General features: G+C 70.1%; 12 protein-coding genes. 10 read left to right on the top strand and 2 right to left on the bottom strand.

Annotation, left to right across the window (positions count from 1 at the left end):
- Positions 1-62: 62 nt before the first annotated feature.
- Positions 63-3530: a carboxypeptidase-like regulatory domain-containing protein gene (locus tag Pla133_RS19850; RefSeq protein WP_419191754.1), complete on the bottom strand. Its 3468-nt coding sequence runs from the start codon at positions 3528-3530 to the stop codon at positions 63-65.
- A gap of 139 nt (positions 3531-3669) precedes the next feature.
- Here Pla133_RS19850 and mce point away from each other — a divergent pair, with 139 nt between their 5' ends.
- The 6 genes from mce (at position 3670) to Pla133_RS19820 (ending at position 10789) form a co-directional block, all read left to right on the top strand.
- Positions 3670-4188: a methylmalonyl-CoA epimerase gene (mce, locus tag Pla133_RS19845; protein WP_145068469.1), complete on the top strand. Its 519-nt coding sequence runs from the start codon at positions 3670-3672 to the stop codon at positions 4186-4188.
- A 32-nt stretch (positions 4189-4220) separates the two neighbouring features.
- Complete coding sequence (locus tag Pla133_RS19840) at positions 4221-5735, top strand: acyl-CoA carboxylase subunit beta (protein ID WP_145070996.1); 1515 nt, start codon at positions 4221-4223, stop codon at positions 5733-5735.
- 13 nt (positions 5736-5748) lie between these two features.
- Positions 5749-7278: an acetyl-CoA carboxylase biotin carboxylase subunit gene (locus Pla133_RS19835; RefSeq protein ID WP_145068467.1), complete on the top strand. Its 1530-nt coding sequence runs from the start codon at positions 5749-5751 to the stop codon at positions 7276-7278.
- Positions 7275-7793, top strand: a complete 519-nt coding sequence (locus tag Pla133_RS19830; RefSeq protein WP_145068465.1) for a biotin/lipoyl-containing protein — start codon at positions 7275-7277, stop codon at positions 7791-7793. Before Pla133_RS19835 ends, Pla133_RS19830 begins: the two co-directional genes overlap by 4 nt.
- A gap of 56 nt (positions 7794-7849) precedes the next feature.
- Positions 7850-8233, top strand: coding sequence for a hypothetical protein (locus Pla133_RS19825; RefSeq protein WP_145068462.1), 384 nt, complete (start codon positions 7850-7852; stop codon positions 8231-8233).
- 195 nt (positions 8234-8428) lie between these two features.
- Positions 8429-10789, top strand: coding sequence for a hybrid sensor histidine kinase/response regulator (locus tag Pla133_RS19820; protein WP_145068460.1), 2361 nt, complete (start codon positions 8429-8431; stop codon positions 10787-10789).
- Positions 10790-10902: 113 nt separating this feature from the next.
- On the opposite strand, the gene Pla133_RS19815 is transcribed toward Pla133_RS19820, so the two are convergent.
- Complete coding sequence (locus tag Pla133_RS19815) at positions 10903-12351, bottom strand: sigma-54 dependent transcriptional regulator (RefSeq protein WP_145068458.1); 1449 nt, start codon at positions 12349-12351, stop codon at positions 10903-10905.
- A 343-nt stretch (positions 12352-12694) separates the two neighbouring features.
- Here Pla133_RS19815 and Pla133_RS19810 point away from each other — a divergent pair, with 343 nt between their 5' ends.
- From Pla133_RS19810 to mgtE, 4 genes are all read left to right on the top strand, one after another.
- The gene (locus Pla133_RS19810; protein WP_145068456.1) at positions 12695-13525 is read left to right on the top strand and encodes a hypothetical protein; all 831 of its coding nucleotides are present in this window, start codon (positions 12695-12697) and stop codon (positions 13523-13525) included.
- A gap of 93 nt (positions 13526-13618) precedes the next feature.
- A complete protein-coding gene (locus Pla133_RS19805; protein WP_145068454.1) occupies positions 13619-13885 on the top strand; it encodes a hypothetical protein in 267 nt (88 codons plus the stop codon).
- A gap of 89 nt (positions 13886-13974) precedes the next feature.
- Positions 13975-15057 (top strand): DUF21 domain-containing protein, encoded by a 1083-nt coding sequence (locus Pla133_RS19800; RefSeq protein WP_145068452.1) that lies wholly within the window; start codon positions 13975-13977, stop codon positions 15055-15057.
- Positions 15054-16400, top strand: a complete 1347-nt coding sequence (gene mgtE, locus Pla133_RS19795) for a magnesium transporter (RefSeq protein ID WP_145068450.1) — start codon at positions 15054-15056, stop codon at positions 16398-16400. The genes Pla133_RS19800 and mgtE overlap by 4 nt, the downstream gene beginning before the upstream one ends.
- Positions 16401-16417: the final 17 nt, after the last annotated feature.

Here is a 16417-nt window from a genome sequence, read left to right as displayed (position 1 = left end):
GACGGCGGCCGTTGGGACAAATGATCCCGCCACCGTACGTCCCGCCGCCACCGCACGTCCCACTAGTGGATCCGGATCCGCACCCGCCGCTCGTCGCTGCCGCCCAGGACCACGACCTTCGACTTCGAACGCCCGTCCGGGGCCGTGGCCTCGACGCGGTACTTGCCGGGGGCCAGGGGGCCGATGCGGAACTCGCCGGACTCGAAGCCGGCGGTGATGGCGGCCATCAGGTCGGGGTAGCCGACCATTCCCGAGACGTCGTGCTCGCGCTCGTCGAAGACCCGTACCGAGGCGTCGATCGAGGGCTCGTCGTCGAGTTCGATGCGCGCGATCAGGGTCGTGCCGACCTCGGCGACCATGTTCACCACCGGCGGGTTCTCGGCGTTGACCTCGACCGGGTCGGTCTCGATCGACGCCATCTCGCGGTTGCGCGCGCTGAAGCTGTACTCGCCCGGTGCCAGGCCCTCGAAGCGGAAGCGCCCGCTGGCGTCGGTCAGGATCATGGAGAAGCGCTCGATCGGATTGCCCGCCGCGTCGCGCACGAAGATCGTGGCGGCGGCGACGGGCTCGCCGTTGGTCGAGCGCACGGTGCCGGTAACGGTGATCGGGGGCCCGAGCTCGAAGTCGATGCCCTCCAGGTGTTGATCGGCCTCGATCACCAGGTCGGCGCGGTTGATCCGACCGCGCACCTGGCCGCTGCTGAGCTGCATTCCGAAGAAGGTGCCGCCCGCGGTGACCTGGTAGCGGCCGGGGCGCATGTGGGTCAGCTCGTAGCGACCGTCCTCGTCGGTGGTCGTCGTCGAGAAGCCGCCGCCGAAGGCCATGCCGTAGATCACGCCCTCCTGCCGGGTCGAGTTGACGATCACCCCGTCCAGGGGCTCGCCGTCCTGATCGGTGACGCGGCCTGAGATGGACGAATCCGGCAGGGTCAGGTCGATGCGGCACTCCGGCCCTTCCGGCACCAGCTTTCTGTACTCGATGTTGTTCTGACGCAGACTCATCCCGCCCTGGCGATGGGGCTGGATGGTGACGAGGTAGTCGCCTGGCTCGTTGAGGGTCACTTCGTAGCGGCCGTCGGCGCCGATCTCGGCGAACTTGAGCGAGTCCATGCCCTTGGACTCCTGGATGAACTGGATCGCGCCGGTGGTGACGGGTTCGCCCGCCGATGTAACCCGGCCGCTGACTTCCACGGGGTTGGACGGGGGCACGCCGAGCTCGACTTCGACCGTCTCGCCGTCGACGACGTCGACCATGGCGACCTTCATGTCGGACAACAGCGACAGGGGCGAGGAATCGCCACCACCCTCGGCCAGTTCGGTCAAGTTGCCCATGCTGACGACCTGGTAGGTGCCCGGCTTCAGGGGCCCGAAGCCGAATCGACCGTTGTCGTCCGCGGGGGCCAACATCGGTTCGAAGGTCTGCGGGTTCTGGCAGATGACCTGGGCCCCGGGGGCGGGCTGTCCGTCCTCGTCGTAGACCACGCCCGTGATCCGTCCGCCCTGGCGCAGGACCAGTTCGACGCCGTCCAGCCGTCCGGACTGCGGCAGCCCGACGGTGATCGTCTCGCTGTCGGCCCAGTCGGGGTGCTTGGCTACCAGGGCCAGCTCGCCGGGGGCTTGATCGCGCAGCTCGAAACTGCCGTCCTCGAGGCTCGTCGCCTGGCGCGAGTCGAGCTGAACGATCGCGTCGATCCAGTTGCGGTCGAGGGTCACCACCGCTCCGCCGACACCGTCGCCGCGCGGGGTCGCCACCCGGCCGGACACGATCACCCCGTCCACCAGGCTGATCTGCACCCCCGCGGAGTCAGGCAGCGTGACCTCGACGGCCTCCGAGATGGCGAAGCCGGGCGCCGAGGCCCGCAGGGACCACAGTCCGTCGCTGAGCTCGGCGATCTCGAAGCGGCCGTCGTCGTGTTCGAACCAGAAGCGCTGGGGCGGACCGTTGCGAACCAGGGGCGACGAGCTGGGCTGCTCGGCGACGATCGAGAACTCGGTCACCGGTCGGGCGGCCGCATCGACCACGCGACCCGACAGCACAGACGCGACCTGCAGACGCAGCTCCATGTCGTCCGACGGCCTGCAGCCCTCGATGTGGGCCCAGAAGTGCCGCCCGCCGAGCTTGGCGACGCGCGCGTCGTCCGCATCGAGCTCGACGCGCGCGTCGATCACGAAGGCCCGACCCTTGAGGCCCTCCAGGCTGAACGTGCCGTCCTCATCGGACTCGGTCTCCGATCCGCGCGAGCCCCACAGGTCCATCTGGTTGGAGCCCTGGGCCGCGGCGACGTCGATGAGTGCGACGAGCTCTGCGCCTGGGGCCGGAGAACCGTCCGGGAGCAGCACGACGCCTCGAATGCGCTGGCCGGCAGCCAGGCTCAGGGTCAGGCCGCCGACGGTGTCGCCGTTCTGGAGCTGCCCAGGGTCGATGCTTCTCGGCAGGAAGCCCTCGGCCTCCGCGCGCACGCGCAGCTTGACCGGCGCGACGTGCTCCAGCACGAACTGGCCGTCGGCGGCGGACTCGGCCTCGCGCAGCGCCTTGCCTTGGACTCCGAGGCCCGTGTCTCCCGCCGCGGTCACCTGCGCGCCGCCGATGCCCTGGCCCAACTCGTCGACCACCCGGCCCCGCAGGGTCGCGCCGAGACTCAGCTCCAGGAACACCTGACGGACCTCGCCGGCTTCGATGTCGGACACTTGGGCGGAGGCACTCGCGAGGGAATCGGGCAGGGCCAGGACCCGTCGACTGGTGTCGGGCCCAACCGCGGGGAAGGAGAACTCGCCGCGCACGTCCGTGACCGTCTTGCGGCTCGGGGAGGCTCCCTGCGTGAACTCGAGGCCGTCCGCCAGGGACTGGTCCATGGAGATCGCGATCCCGGCCAGGTTCGCAAGCTCGTGGCCATCGGGCGGGATGATCGTGCCCACGACGCGCGCGCCGAGCTTGCAGCGCAGCTCGATCGGACTGTCGTCGGCCAGGGCCTCCAGCGGGAGCGCCGTGAAGTGCCGCGGTCCGACCGCCGCGAGCTGCACCGCCCGGCGACCCCTGGGGAGCGTCAGCTCGAAGCTGCCGTCGTCCGCCGCCATCACGGCGGCGAGGGGCAGCTTCTCTTCGTCGGTGTCCAGACCGCTACGCGCTGCATCCACGTGGGCGACGATCGAGCCGAGGACGACGCGAGCCTCGAGATCGGGGGCGTAGGCGGCCACGAGCATGCCCGCCAACCCGGCGCCGACAGGGTCCACCACGCGCCCGCGGACGGAGCCGCCGGCGGACTCGGGGGCGCGCTGCGCGGCCGCGATGGAACCCGCAGGCGCGGCGGGGTCCGCGGCCAGCTCCTCGCGGCCACTCGATCGACCACCGCTCGACGCGAGGGGGACGCTCGCCGGAGCGGTCGGTGTCGCGTCGACAGGCCGATCCATCGCAGTCGCGGCGCCGCCGATCCCCGCGTCCTCTTCCGGAGCCGTGCGGCCGACCAGCAGGTATGCGACGAGGCCCCCTGCGAGGAGCGCGAGCGCGGCGAGGATCAGGCCGAGATTCTTCATGGGGTGCCAGGGGCTCGGCGACGGAGAGGCGCCGGGATCGACGCCGGGCAGGATACGACGCCACCCGAGCTCTATTCGCCCTCCGGTACCCATGTCGAGTCGGGAGCCGCGGCCCTCGGCCCGTTAGAATCCGCAGCCCATGTCCCCCCCGACCCGTCCCAGCGACGCGGCGTCCCCTGGCCACCTGCCGGCCGGGGTCGTCCGCGATCTCCATCACATCGCCATCGTCGTCGAGAGCATCGCGGAAGCCCGGAAGGTCTACGAGACCGCCCTGGGCCTGGACGCCGGCGAGCCCGAGTTCGTCGCCGACCAGAAGGTCAACGTGCTCGTGCTCCACGCCGGGGGCCAGCGCATCGAGCTGGTCGAGCCGGCCAGCGACGACTCGCCCGTGACCGGCTTCCTGGCCAAGCGCGGGGGCGGGCTGCACCACGTGGCCTACCGCGTCGACGACGTGGCGGCCGCGATCGCGTCCCTGGAGGCGGCGGGCCTGCGGATGATCGACCGCGAGCCGCGCCCCGGCGCCCACCACACGACCATCGCCTTCATCCACCCCAAGAGCACCGGCGGCGTGCTGACCGAGCTCGTCCAGCTTCCCCAAGGCCAGCTTCCCCAAGGCCAGCTCCCCCAAGGCCAGCTCCCCCAAGGAGAGTCCCATTGAGTCCTGAGACCCCCCTGGACCGACTGCGCCGTATGCGCGAGTCGACCCTCGTCGGCGGCGGCGAGCAGCGCATCGAAGCCCAACACAAGAAGGGCAAGTTGACGGCGCGCGAGCGCATCGACTTCCTGGTCGACGAGGGCTCCTTCGTCGAGATCGATCGCTTCGTGACCCACCGCTGCTCCAACTTCGGCATGCAGGAGCAGCAGGTCCTCGGCGACGGCGTGGTCACCGGCCACGCGCTGATCGACGGCCGCCCGGTCTACCTCTACAGCCAGGACTTCACGGTCTTCGGCGGCTCCCTCTCGGAGACCCACGCCGAGAAGATCTGCAAGATCATGGACATGGCCCTGAAGGTGGGCGTGCCCGTGATCGGCCTGAACGATTCGGGCGGCGCGCGCATCCAGGAGGGCGTCAGCAGCCTCGGCGGCTACGCGGAGATCTTCTGGCGCAACACCCAGGCCTCCGGGGTCGTGCCGCAGATCTCGGCCATCCTGGGCCCCTGCGCGGGCGGCGCGGTCTACAGCCCGGCGATCACCGACTTCATCTGCATGGTCGAGAACACCTCGTTCATGCATATCACCGGGCCCGACGTCGTGAAGACGGTGACCCACGAGGAGGTCACCAGCGAGGAGCTCGGCGGCGCCGAGGTGCACCACACCAAGAGCGGCGTGGCGCACTTCACCAGCTCCGACGACAAGAGCTGCATGCAGCTCGTGCGGCGCCTGTTGTCGTACCTGCCGCTCAACAACGCCGAGGGCCCGCCCTTCGTGCCGACCGACGACCCGGCCGACCGCGAGGAGCACGCCCTGGACGAGCTGGTGCCGCGCGACGACACCAAGCCCTACGACATGAACCGCGTGATCGAGCTGATCGTCGACCGCGAGACGTGGTTCCCGGTGCTCGACGGCTACGCGCGCAACATCCTGACCGGCTTCGCGCGCCTGGGCGGACACGTGGTCGGCGTCGTCGCCAACCAGCCGGCGGTGCTGGCGGGGTGTCTCGACATCCACGCCTCGATCAAGGGCGCGCGCTTCATCCGCTTCTGCGACTCGTTCAACATCCCCGTGGTGACCTTCGAGGACGTGCCCGGGTTCCTGCCCGGCACCGCCCAGGAGCACGACGGGATCATCCTGCACGGGGCCAAGCTGCTCTACGCCTACTGTGAGGCGACCGTGCCCAAGCTGACCGTGATCACCCGCAAGGCCTACGGCGGCGCCTACGACGTGATGGCCAGCAAGCACATCCGCGCCGACATCAACCTGGCCTGGCCCGGCTCGATGATCGCCGTGATGGGCGCCGCCGGCGCCGCGAAGATCATCCACCGCCGCGAGATCCTGGCCGCCGACGACCCGGTGGCGATGGAGAAGAAGAAGGCCGCCGAGTACGAGGAGACCTTCAACAACCCCTACAAGGCTGCCGCGCGGGGCTTCGTGGACGACGTGATCGAGGCCCACCGCACGCGGCCGATGCTGATCCGTTCGTTGGAGCTGTTGCGCTCGAAGCACGAGCATCGCCCCACGCGCAAGCACGGCAATATCCCCTTGTGATCCGGAGAGCACGATGATCAAACGACTCCTGATCGCCAACCGCGGCGAGATCGCGCTGCGCGTCATTCGCACCGCGCGCGAGATGGGCATCGAGTCGGTCGCGATCTACTCCGATCCCGACCGCAGCGCCCTGCACACGCGCTTCGCCGAGCTGGCCTATCCCCTGGGTGGCTCGACCCCGGCCCAGTCCTACCTCGACGTGGATAAGGTCCTGGCGGCCGCGGAGGCCACCGGCGCCGATGCGGTGCACCCGGGCTACGGCTTCCTGGCCGAGAACGCGGGCTTCGCCGAGCGCGTGATCGCGGCCGGTCTGACCTGGGTCGGTCCGCCGCCGGACGCGATCCGCGGCATGGGCGACAAAATCGGCAGCCGCCAACTGATGCGCGCCGCCGGGGTGCCGATCGTGCCCGGCCTGGCCGAGCCGGTGGCCGACGCCAACGCGGCGGTCGAGGCCGCCAAGGACATCGGTTACCCGATCTGCCTCAAGGCCTCCGCCGGCGGCGGGGGCAAGGGCATCCGCATCGTGCGCGAGGAGTCGGAGATGGCCTCGGCCTTCACCCAGGCCTCCGCCGAGGCCCAGGCGGCCTTCGGCGACGGTCGCATGTACCCCGAGCGCTACCTGGACAACCCGCGCCACGTGGAGATCCAGGTCATGTTCGACGCCCACGGCAACGGCGTGCACTTCGGCGAGCGCGAGTGCTCGATCCAGCGCCGCCACCAGAAGCTGGTGGAGGAGTGCCCCTCGCCGGTGATCACGCCCGAGCTGCGCGAGCAGATGGGCGAGGCCGCGCTCCAGGCCGGCCGCGCGGTGGGCTACCAGGGCGCCGGCACGGTCGAGTTCCTCTATTCGAAGGGCGAGTTCTTCTTCCTCGAGATGAACACGCGCCTGCAGGTGGAGCACCCGGTGACCGAGATGGTCACGGGCGTGGACCTGGTGCGCGAGCAGCTGCGCGTGGCCAGCGGCGAACCCCTGGGCTACGACCAGTCGGCCATCTCGATGCACGGCTGGTCGATCGAGGTGCGGATCAACGCCGAGGACCCGGTCGCCGGCTTCCTGCCGTCGACGGGCACGATCTCCAACCTGCGCCTGCCCGGCGGGCCGTGGGTGCGGATCGACTCGGCCCTGTACCGGGGCATGGAGGTCGGTCTGAACTACGACCCGATGCTGGCCAAGCTGATCGTCTGGGGTCCCGACCGGGCCTCCGCGATCGCGCGCATGACCCGCGCCCTGCAGGAGCTCAACGTCGGCGGCGTCTCCACCGGCGCGCCCGCCGCGCTGCGGGTCTTGAGCGAGGCCAAGTTCCGCAGCGGCGACTACGACACCCACTTCCTGGAGAGCCTGGACATGTCGGAGGACGTGCTGGGCCTGTCGGGTGTGGCCGCCGCGGTGGCCACGGTGCATCGCTGGCAGCTCGCCCGCCGCAGCGCCCTGGCCCCGACCGCCGGCCGCCGCGAGGCCTGGACCAACCGCGCCCGCATCCAACACACCCGCTACCCGCTGCCCAGCTCCTCGCCCGGCGCTGAGCCCGGAGGCAACCAGTGAAGTACTTCGTCACCGTCAACGGCAAGGACCACGAGGTCGAGCTGACCGAGCGCCTGGGGCAGCTCGAGATCTCCGTCGACGGCGCGTCCATGGACCTGTCCGTGGCCGACGTCGACGGCCTGGGTCAGTTCGCGGTGGTCGTCGACCGCAGGGCCTACGGCGTCTCGATCGAGGGCGACACCCACGACGGCGCCGTCTGCATCGCCGGCTCGCGCTACGCCTTCGAGATCGAGGACGAGCGCGAACGCGCCGCCAACGCCGCCGCCCGCGCCCGCGGTGGCAAGGGCGGCGTGGTCAAGGCGGTCATGCCCGGCGTGGTCGTCACGCTGCTGGTCGAGGTCGGTGCCGAGGTCGAGGAGGACCAGCCGATGCTGATCCTCGAGGCCATGAAGATGCAGAACGAGATCAAGTCGCCCATCGCGGGCACGGTCGAGGCGATCTTCGTGGAGGCCGGCCAAGCGGTCGAGGGTGGTGCCAAGCTGGTCTCGATCAAGGCGCCGGCCGAAGAGGCGTGAGCGGCGGACGGCGCGCAAGCCCGCGCGCCGTCACGCCTCCGCAGAGGGTCGACGCAGTGGCGATCGACGGGCTCGGGGGTCGATCGCTGGTTGGCGCGGACAGCAGCTTCCAGCCCGGCGCCTACGTCTTCGATCGAGGGGGAGGCGGACCCCGGCTCGAGCTCGTCGACCCGACCGACGCGGAGGCCACCGTTCCGATCGAGTTCGGCGTCTCCGCGGCCTTCATCGGCGACGTCAACGGCGACGGGGTTCGCGAGGTCGCGATGGGACGTATCTGCACCGCTGCACCCGACCAGATCGACGGCGAGGTCTGGATCCACGACGGCGCGGACGGCGGTCTGATCGCGGTCCTCAACGAGGACACGACCGACCGGTCGGAGCCCTTCGCGGTCGACAGCAGCATCGGTCCGATGCTCGTCGGTCGGACGGGCCTGCGGTGAACGTGGCCGCGTGGCCGGTTGCCTAACCGTCGCTGGGCCCGTCGCGCGCAGCAGCCAGTCCTGACCAGGCCTTCTCCGGGGAATCTGGCCGGGTTCGGGGCTCAAGGCGCGAGGCGACACCCTGGGCCGAGACCTGCAGGCCCTGGCCTCTGGACCGATGGCAGCAAGTCGCGTCACCGGGGCTAGACTCCCGCCATGAACCTTGCCTCTCGGTGCGCCGGGGCGTTCGTCGCGATCGCGGTGCTGAGCGCCGTGACCACCGGGTTCTTGTCCTATTCCGGCGTGCAGCGGGTGGTCGACCCGCTCGAGCTCGATCGCTTGAGGTCCTCGACCGAGCGCCTGGGCGCCGGCCTCGATCGCTACGTCCTCGGCGTGCGAGCGAGCGTTCAGGCGTTGCTCGCGGATCCCACGCTGAGGGACGTCGCCGACGCCGCCGCGTCGGGCGCGGTCGGCGGTTCCGCTCCGGCCCTCGACCGACTCGCAGCGCGCTTCGCCGCGGAGCTGGAAGCGCACCCCCAGTACCTCCAGGCGCGACTGATCGCTGCGGACGCGGACGGCCTGGAGATCGTCCGGGTTGACCGCGAGCGGTCGGGAGCGCCCGTGGCTCGGGTCGGGGAAGCGCAGCTCCAGCGCAAGGGCCACAGACCCTACGTCAGCGCGGCGGGGTCGCTGGCGCGGGGCGAGTTCTACGTGTCCCCGATCGACTTGAACCGCGAGCACGGAGAAATCGACGAGCGCAATATCCCCGTCCTGCGGGTGTCCGGACCCGTCTTCGGCCGCGGCGGGGCGCCCATCGGCATCGTCGTGATCAACGTCGACGTCGGCCCCGCGCTCGACGCCCTGCGTGAGGTCGAGGACGGGCAGCGCACCTTCCTGGTCAACGGCGACGGGGACTACCTGGTGCATCCCGACCGCGAGTTCGAGTTCGGCTTCGATCGGGGACGACCGCTTCGCTTGAGCGAGTCGATGCCGGAGATTGCGGCCATGTTGCACGGCACGGGCTCTGTCGCCGCGCCGCTCGAGGTCGCGGGTGAGTCGATGGGGATCGGGCTGAGCCCCGTGCGACTGGCCGATGGACCGGTGGTCTGGGTCGTGAGGGTCCTCGACGGGCAGGTTCTCGGCCGCCCGGCCGCCAGTGTGAGGGCCAGCACAGCCTGGGCCATGTCGATCGCCGTGGCCCTGGCGCTGCTGGTCGGCCTGTGGTTGGCGCGTTCTCTGACCAAGCCCCTGCAGTGCCTGTCCACCGCCGTCGCGGACCTCGAGCCGGGCCAGGTGATCGAGGTCCCCCAGGTGACAAGTGGCGAGATCGGCCTCCTGGCCAGGAGATTCGAGGACCTGAGCCGCAACCTCGCGGAGAGCCTGGAGGAGCACGACCGCTTGCAACGTCAGGTTGCCCAGTCAAACAAGCTGGCCGCAATCGGAAGGCTCGCGGGCGGAGTCGCCCACGACTTCAACAATCTGTTGACCGTGGTCATCGGCTTCTCCGAGGACGCGCGCGACCAGCTCCCCGACGCGCACCCCGCGCGCGCGTCGCTCGAACTCGTCGTCCAGGCGGCCGAGAGCGCGGCGACCTTGACCCACCAGCTCCTGGCTTTCAGTCGGAAGCAGGTGTTGCGGATGGAGGTGCTCGACATCAACGCGATCGTCGAGCGCACGCTGCCGATGATCGAACGCCTGATCGGCGAGGACGTGCGGATCATCGTCGCCCTTCACACCGACATCGGCAGCGTGCGCGCAGACGCAGGGCAAGTGGAGCAGGTTCTGATCAACCTGGCGGCCAACGCCCGCGACGCCATGCCGCGGGGCGGTCAGCTCACGATCGAGACGGGCGCCGTGGTTCTGGATCAGGACTACGCGGACAACCATGTCGAGGCCACGGTCGGTCCCCACGTGATGCTCGCCGTCTCGGACACGGGCAACGGCATGGAGGAAGCCCAGATCGAGCGGATCTTCGAGCCCTTCTACACCACCAAGGGAGTCGGCAAGGGCACCGGCCTGGGGCTCGCGTCGGTCCACGGGGTGATCAAACAGTGCGGCGGGAACATCTGGGTCTACAGCGAGCCGGGGGTCGGGACGACCTTCAAGCTCTACCTGCCCGTCGCCGCGGATGAGGGACCGAGCTCCGCCTCCGAACCCAAGGCCGCGCTGCCTCGGAGCAGGCGCAAGGGGGAGCGCACGATCCTCGTGGTCGAGGACTTCGACACCCTGCGCGAGCTGTTCGTGCAGGGACTGCGAGCCGTGGGCTACCAGGTGCTCGAAGCGCGGGACGCGGCCTCCGCTCTCGAGGTCAGTCGCAACCACTCGGGCACCATCGACATGTTGCTCACCGACGTGGTGCTGACCGGCGACAGCGGTTTGGTGCTGTCGCAAGAGCTCCAGGTCGAGCGCCCCGACCTGTTCGTGGTGTTCATGTCGGGCTACACCGACAACGTGATCGTCCACCACGGCGTTCTCAAGCCGGGCTTGAACTTCGTCGAGAAGCCCATCTCACCCGCGAAGCTGGCGCTCCGCGTCCAGGAGTTCCTGGGCGACGCGGCGCCGGCCCAGGCCGACTGAGGTCGGGTTCGCGCAGGCAGTGCTTCTTCGCGCAGGCAGTGCTTCTTCGCGCAGAGGGGTGCTTCTTCGCGCAGAGGGGTGCTTCTTCGCGCAGGCGGTGCCTCGGAGTCGCGTCAGGAGCCGAGCTTGAAAAACTCCTTGCGGATCCCGTGGCGGCGCATCTTCTCGTAGAGGCTGCGGGAGTTGAGTTCGGCCAGGCGCGCGGCGTCGGTCACGCGCCCGTTGGTGCGGCCCAAGAGCGCGCGCAGGTAGTTCATCTCGAACTGGTCGAGCAGCTCCTGGCGGGCTTCTGCGAAGGGGCGCTGGGTCGGGTCGTTTCGGACCTGGCTCGCTGTCCGAGGCTGCAGGGCCAGGTCGCCGCCGCCGGGAGGCTGCGCCGTTGACCGACCGCTGCGAATCTCTTCCGGCAGGTCGCGCACGAGGATCGAGCGCGAATCGGTCAACAGCACCGCGCGCTCGACCACGTTGACCAGCTCGCGCACGTTGCCGGGCCAGTCGTAGCCCTCGAGCAGCTCCAGGGCCTCCGGCGAGACGCTCGCCACGGCTCGCCGCAGGTTGATCGCGAAGTGCTCCACGTGGGTGTCGACCATGGCCCGGATGTCCTCGCGGCGCAAACGCAGGGGCGGGATGTCGAGGGTCACGACGCTGAGCCGGTAGAACAGGTCGGGCCGGAAGCGGTCGGCCTCCATCTCCTGGTTCAGGTCCAGGTTCGTCGCGGCGATGATGCGGACGTCGACCTCGAACTCCTCCTCGGAGCCGACCGGTTGGATGCGCCGGTCCTGGATCACGCGCAGCAGCTTGACCTGCAACTGGGGCGACAGCTCGCCGACCTCGTCGATGAACAGCGTTCCGCCGTGGGCCAGCTCGAAGTAGCCGCGGCGCGCTCGGCGCGCGCCGGTGAAGGCGCCCTCGACGTGACCGAAGAGCTCGCTCTCGAGCAGGCTCTCGGAGAGCGCCGAGCAGTTGACCGCCACGAAGGGCGCGGCGAAGCGGCGGCTCTGGGTGTGGATCGCGCGCGACAGGAATTCCTTGCCGACGCCCGTCTCGCCCTGGACCAGGAGCGTGCTGTCGGTGTCCGCGACCTTGCGTACCAGGGCCAGGAACTCGCGCATGACCGGGCTCTTGGTGGCGAGGTCACTGAGCAGGTTCGTGGTCTGCTGTCTGGCTGCCGCGGCCTCGCGGTGTGCCTGGTGGGCGCGGCGTCGCACGATCGTCTGGAAAGCCGCGATCAGCTCGGCGGGGGGGATGTCGGGGTTGATCACCGCGAAGGCCTCGGCCGCTAGCAGCTCGGCCCGGTGGGTCGCGTCGTCCGCCTCGACCAGCACCACTACCTCCGGCGCGTCCGGGAGCGAGCGCAGCTCGTGGATCGCGGCCAGGGCGCCTCCACCCAGGAGCGGTTCGTCGACGACGAGTAGGTCGATCGGTTCGGCGCGAAGGACGGCCCACAAGTTCTCGTTGGGCCGAAGGGCGCGAACGTGGGCCGCGAGGCTCGGCCCCAGCAGCTTGCCGAGCGCGGCCGCCTGATCGGGGTCGTGGGAGCCGATCAGGATTCGCAGCAGCATGGGCCCGGAAACGTAGTGCCTGGCTGCCTGAAAAAACGGTGCTGAAGGCCCGAAGTGTGCGGGCGGCTGCGAAGTGGGCGCTCACGCTCCACCCGAAGTCGTTGCGGGGGAGCCTCTTATGGCGTGGGGATGGATCGCGGCACGGCCCGTGCAAGCCTCGGGGGAAGCCTTAGCCCTTGTCGTTCCGCGCACTGCCCGCACGGCGGCTGCGAAGCGTGGCCGGCCCGCCCCGCGGTTCGACCACCGCCGACCGTCCGGGTGGCGCGCCACACGACCCCGAGCAAGTGAGTGGGGCCTCTGACGACGCCCCGCCCGCATCCCCGCCTCCCCCGAAGAAGAAGCCATGACCGTCCTCCTCCGATCGACCCGAATCCTCATCAGCCTGACCTGCGCGACCTGGATCGCAGGCTGCGCGACCACCAAGGCGGGCTCAGCCGAGGAGCCCCAGAAAGAGACCCAGGTCCTGGTTCCGGCCGGCGACGGCACGACCCAGGTGGTGAAGGTCATCCACGACGGCCAGACCCGTCCCTTCGAGCCGGGCACGCGCTACATCACGACCCTGGGCCTGCCGGCCAACGTGCGCTTCACCCCGCCGGACTGGATCGTGAATCCAGCCATCGACGGCGTGCTCGGATCCCTGGGCGTCGCGCCCGAGAATGATCTGGGTACCCGCGAGCAGCTCAACGAGGCACGCCGCGACGGTCGCATCGAGCTGGCGCGCATGCTCGAGGTCCGCGTCCAAGAGGTCGGCCGCGGCGACCTGGAGCAGTACATCGAGGCCGCGCGGGTGGTCGACGAGGTCACCTTCGACAACAGCTCGGCCAAGTCGTCCCTCGGGGTCGATCGCGCCATCACCGACCTGGTGCTGTCCGGCAGCCGCCAGCGCGCCATGTGGTTCGACCCGGCCAACGGCGACTGCTACGTGTGGCTGGTGATGGACGGGCAGGTGCCGCAGATGGCCGACCATTCGGTCGAGAACGGCGTCTCGATCTACGTGGCCAACCGCGCGATCGAGTCCGAGTACCGCCCGGACTGGCCGGAGGCGCCGACCCCCGCCCCGGTGCCCCAGGTCCAGGCCCCGGCGCCGGTCCCGGTGAAGAAGAGTCCCACGGAGAAGCTCGAGGAGGTCCTCAAGCCGATCGAGAGCATCCCGGTCGGTACGGCCGGTAGCTGAGCGGGAATGTGACGGGCGGGGCGCCGACTCTCGGGTCGGCGTCCATCCCTCCCGACCGTCGTACCTGCCCTGGACGAGCGAGAAGCCCTTCCCATGCCCACCACCCCGACCCATGCCAGCATCGGCCAGGACGTAGCCGAGGTCGCTGCGACGCTTGCGGCCGCGACCGAAGCGGGCCTCGAGCAGGAGTTGCAGGACCTGGCCCAGTCCGAGCTGGCCGAGCTGAAGGCGGCCGCTGCGGCGCTCCTCGATCTGGACGAGCCTTCGCTGGTCGACCTGGCCGCCGAGCGCCGATCTGCTTGGCGGGATTACCGACTAAAGCTCGAGCAAATCCGCCAGTTCCTCCAGTCCCTGCACTAGTCTCCGCCACCTGACGGCCCCGGTCCCGGGCGGTTCGACGATCCAGTCTGCCCCGCGTACCGGAGCGGCCGCGTTCGGCGCCGCGTTCCATGCAAGCACTGACCTGGTTCGGCGTGGCCCTGTGCCTCGCCCACTCCGCGATCTTCTCCGGCCTGAACTTGGCCCTGTTCGGGCTCGGCCGACTCCAGCTGGAAGTCGAGGCCGAGGGCGGCAGCACCGAGGCCGCCGCGATCATCGCCCTGCGCCGGGACTCGAACTTCCTGTTGACCACGATCCTGTGGGGCAACGTCGGCGCGAACGTGCTGCTGACGCTGCTGACGGACTCGGTCATGACCGGGGTCTGGGCCTTCGCCTTCTCGACCTTCGGCATCACCTTCTTCGGTGAGATCGTTCCCCAGGCCTGGTTCTCGCGCAACGCCCTGCGGATGGGCGCGCGGCTCGCGCCGGTGCTGCGTGTCTACCAGTTCCTGTTGTGGCCCGTGGCCAAGCCCTCGGCCTGGATGCTCGACCGCTGGCTCGGCAAGGAAGGCATCGCCTACCTGCGCGAGCACGACCTGCGCCGCGTGATCGTGAAGCACATGGAGGCCGACGAGGCCGACCTCGAGGTCCACGAAGGCCGCGGCGTGCTCAACTTCCTGGCCCTCGACGACCTGCCCCTCAGCCACGAGGGCCAGCCGGTCGATCCGGACTCGGTCATCGTGCTGCCCACCCAACTGGACCTGCCGGTGCTGCCCCAGTGCGAGGCTTCGGCCGACGATCCTTTCGTGCAGCTGGTGTCCAAGTCGGGCCACAAGTGGGTGATCCTGTGCGGTGAGGACGAGGAGCCCCTGCTGGTGCTCGACTCGGACGAGTTCCTGCGCGGCCTGTTCCTCGACGGCCCGGCCTTCAAGCCCTACCACTGCTGCCACCGACCGATCGTGGTTCGCAACTCGACCACGACCATCGGGCGCGCCCTGCGCAAGCTCCACGTGCGTCCCGAGGGCGACGAGGACGACGTGATCGACGAGGACCTGATCCTGCTGTGGAACGACGACGAGCGTCGGGTCCTGACCGGCGCGGACCTGCTCGGCTTCCTGATGCGCGGCATCGTGCCCGTGGAGGGTGAGTCGCGAGTCAAGGTCGACGCCCGTCCCCACCCGGTGCGGCCCCTGCGCGACAGGAGCGTCACGTGACCGAGGTCGTCGACCTGCGCGATCTCCTGCGGGCGGGTGACGGCGCGGCCTGCGCCGAGTGGCTCAAGGCCACTCCCAGCCTGGACACGGTGCGCGTGCTCGCGCGCCTGTCCGATGACGAGCGCGAGGGCCTTCTGAACCTGCTCGAGCCGGCCGCGGCGGCCGAGGTGCTCGAGTCCTTGCCCGAGCCCCAGGCCCTGGAGGCGCTCGAGTCCCTCGAGCCCTCGGCGGCGGCGCGGATCCTCGAGGAGCTCTCCAGCGACGAGCAGGCCGACCTGATCGGCGAGCTCGATGCCGGGGACGCCGAGGCGATCCTCGTGGAGCTGGGCCAGGAGGAGGCCGAGAGTGTGCGGCGCCTGGCCGCCTACGAGGACGACCAGGCCGGGGGCCTGATGGTCACCGAGTTCCTGGCCTACCCGGGCACCCACGACGTGGCGGCGGTCTTGGTCGACCTGGCCGAGCGCGCCGAGGACCTGGTCGGCTCGGGCTTCCACCGCGCCTTCGTGGTGGACGACGAGTGGAAGCTGATCGGCTCCTTCCTGCTGCGCGACCTGGTGCTGACGCCCCGCCGGCGCCGGTTGGTCGACCTGATGCAGCCGGACTTCCCCAGCGTCACCGACGTCTCGGACATCGCGGAGCTGGCGCCCCTGTTCCGGGAGACCGACTACTCGGCCCTACCCGTGGTCGACGACCGCGGCCGCCTGATCGGAGTCGTCAAGAGCGACGACCTCGAGCGCGCGATGGTCGAGGAGTCGGACGAGACCTACCGCGCCAGCCAGGGCATCGTCGGCGGAGAGGAGCTGCGCTCCATGCCCCTGGCGGTGCGCTCGCGGCGGCGTCTGGCCTGGCTGTCGACCAACGTGCTCCTGAACATCGCGGCCGCCTGCGTGATCGCCGCGCACCAGGACACGCTCGAGGCGGTGATCGCCCTGGCCGTGTTCCTGCCGATCATCTCGGACATGAGCGGCTGCTCCGGCAACCAGGCCGTCGCCGTCAGCATGCGCGAGATGTCCCTGGGCATCCTGCGACCCTCCGACGCCCTCTCGGTGCTCGGCAAGGAGCTCTCGGTGGGCCTGGTCAACGGCGTGGTGCTGGGCGTGATGGTCGGCTCGGCGGCGTGGATCTGGAAGGGCAACCCCTACCTGGGGCTCGTGGTCGGCGGCGCCTTGACGGCCAACACCCTGGTGGCGGTCGCCATCGGGGGAACGGTTCCGCTGCTGTTGCGGCGCTTCGGGATGGACCCGGCCCTGGCCTCGGGCCCGATCCTGACCACGTTGACCGACATGTGCGGCTTCCTGCTGGTGCTCGGCACGGCCTCGGCCCTGCTCTCGCGCCTGACCTGACCGGGCTCTGACCTCGC

This window comes from Engelhardtia mirabilis (assembly GCF_007748095.1).
Lineage (GTDB): Bacteria > Planctomycetota > UBA1135 > UBA1135.
Note: the sequence above shows the minus strand (reverse complement) of the source record. Positions and strands in the feature narration are given on the sequence as shown.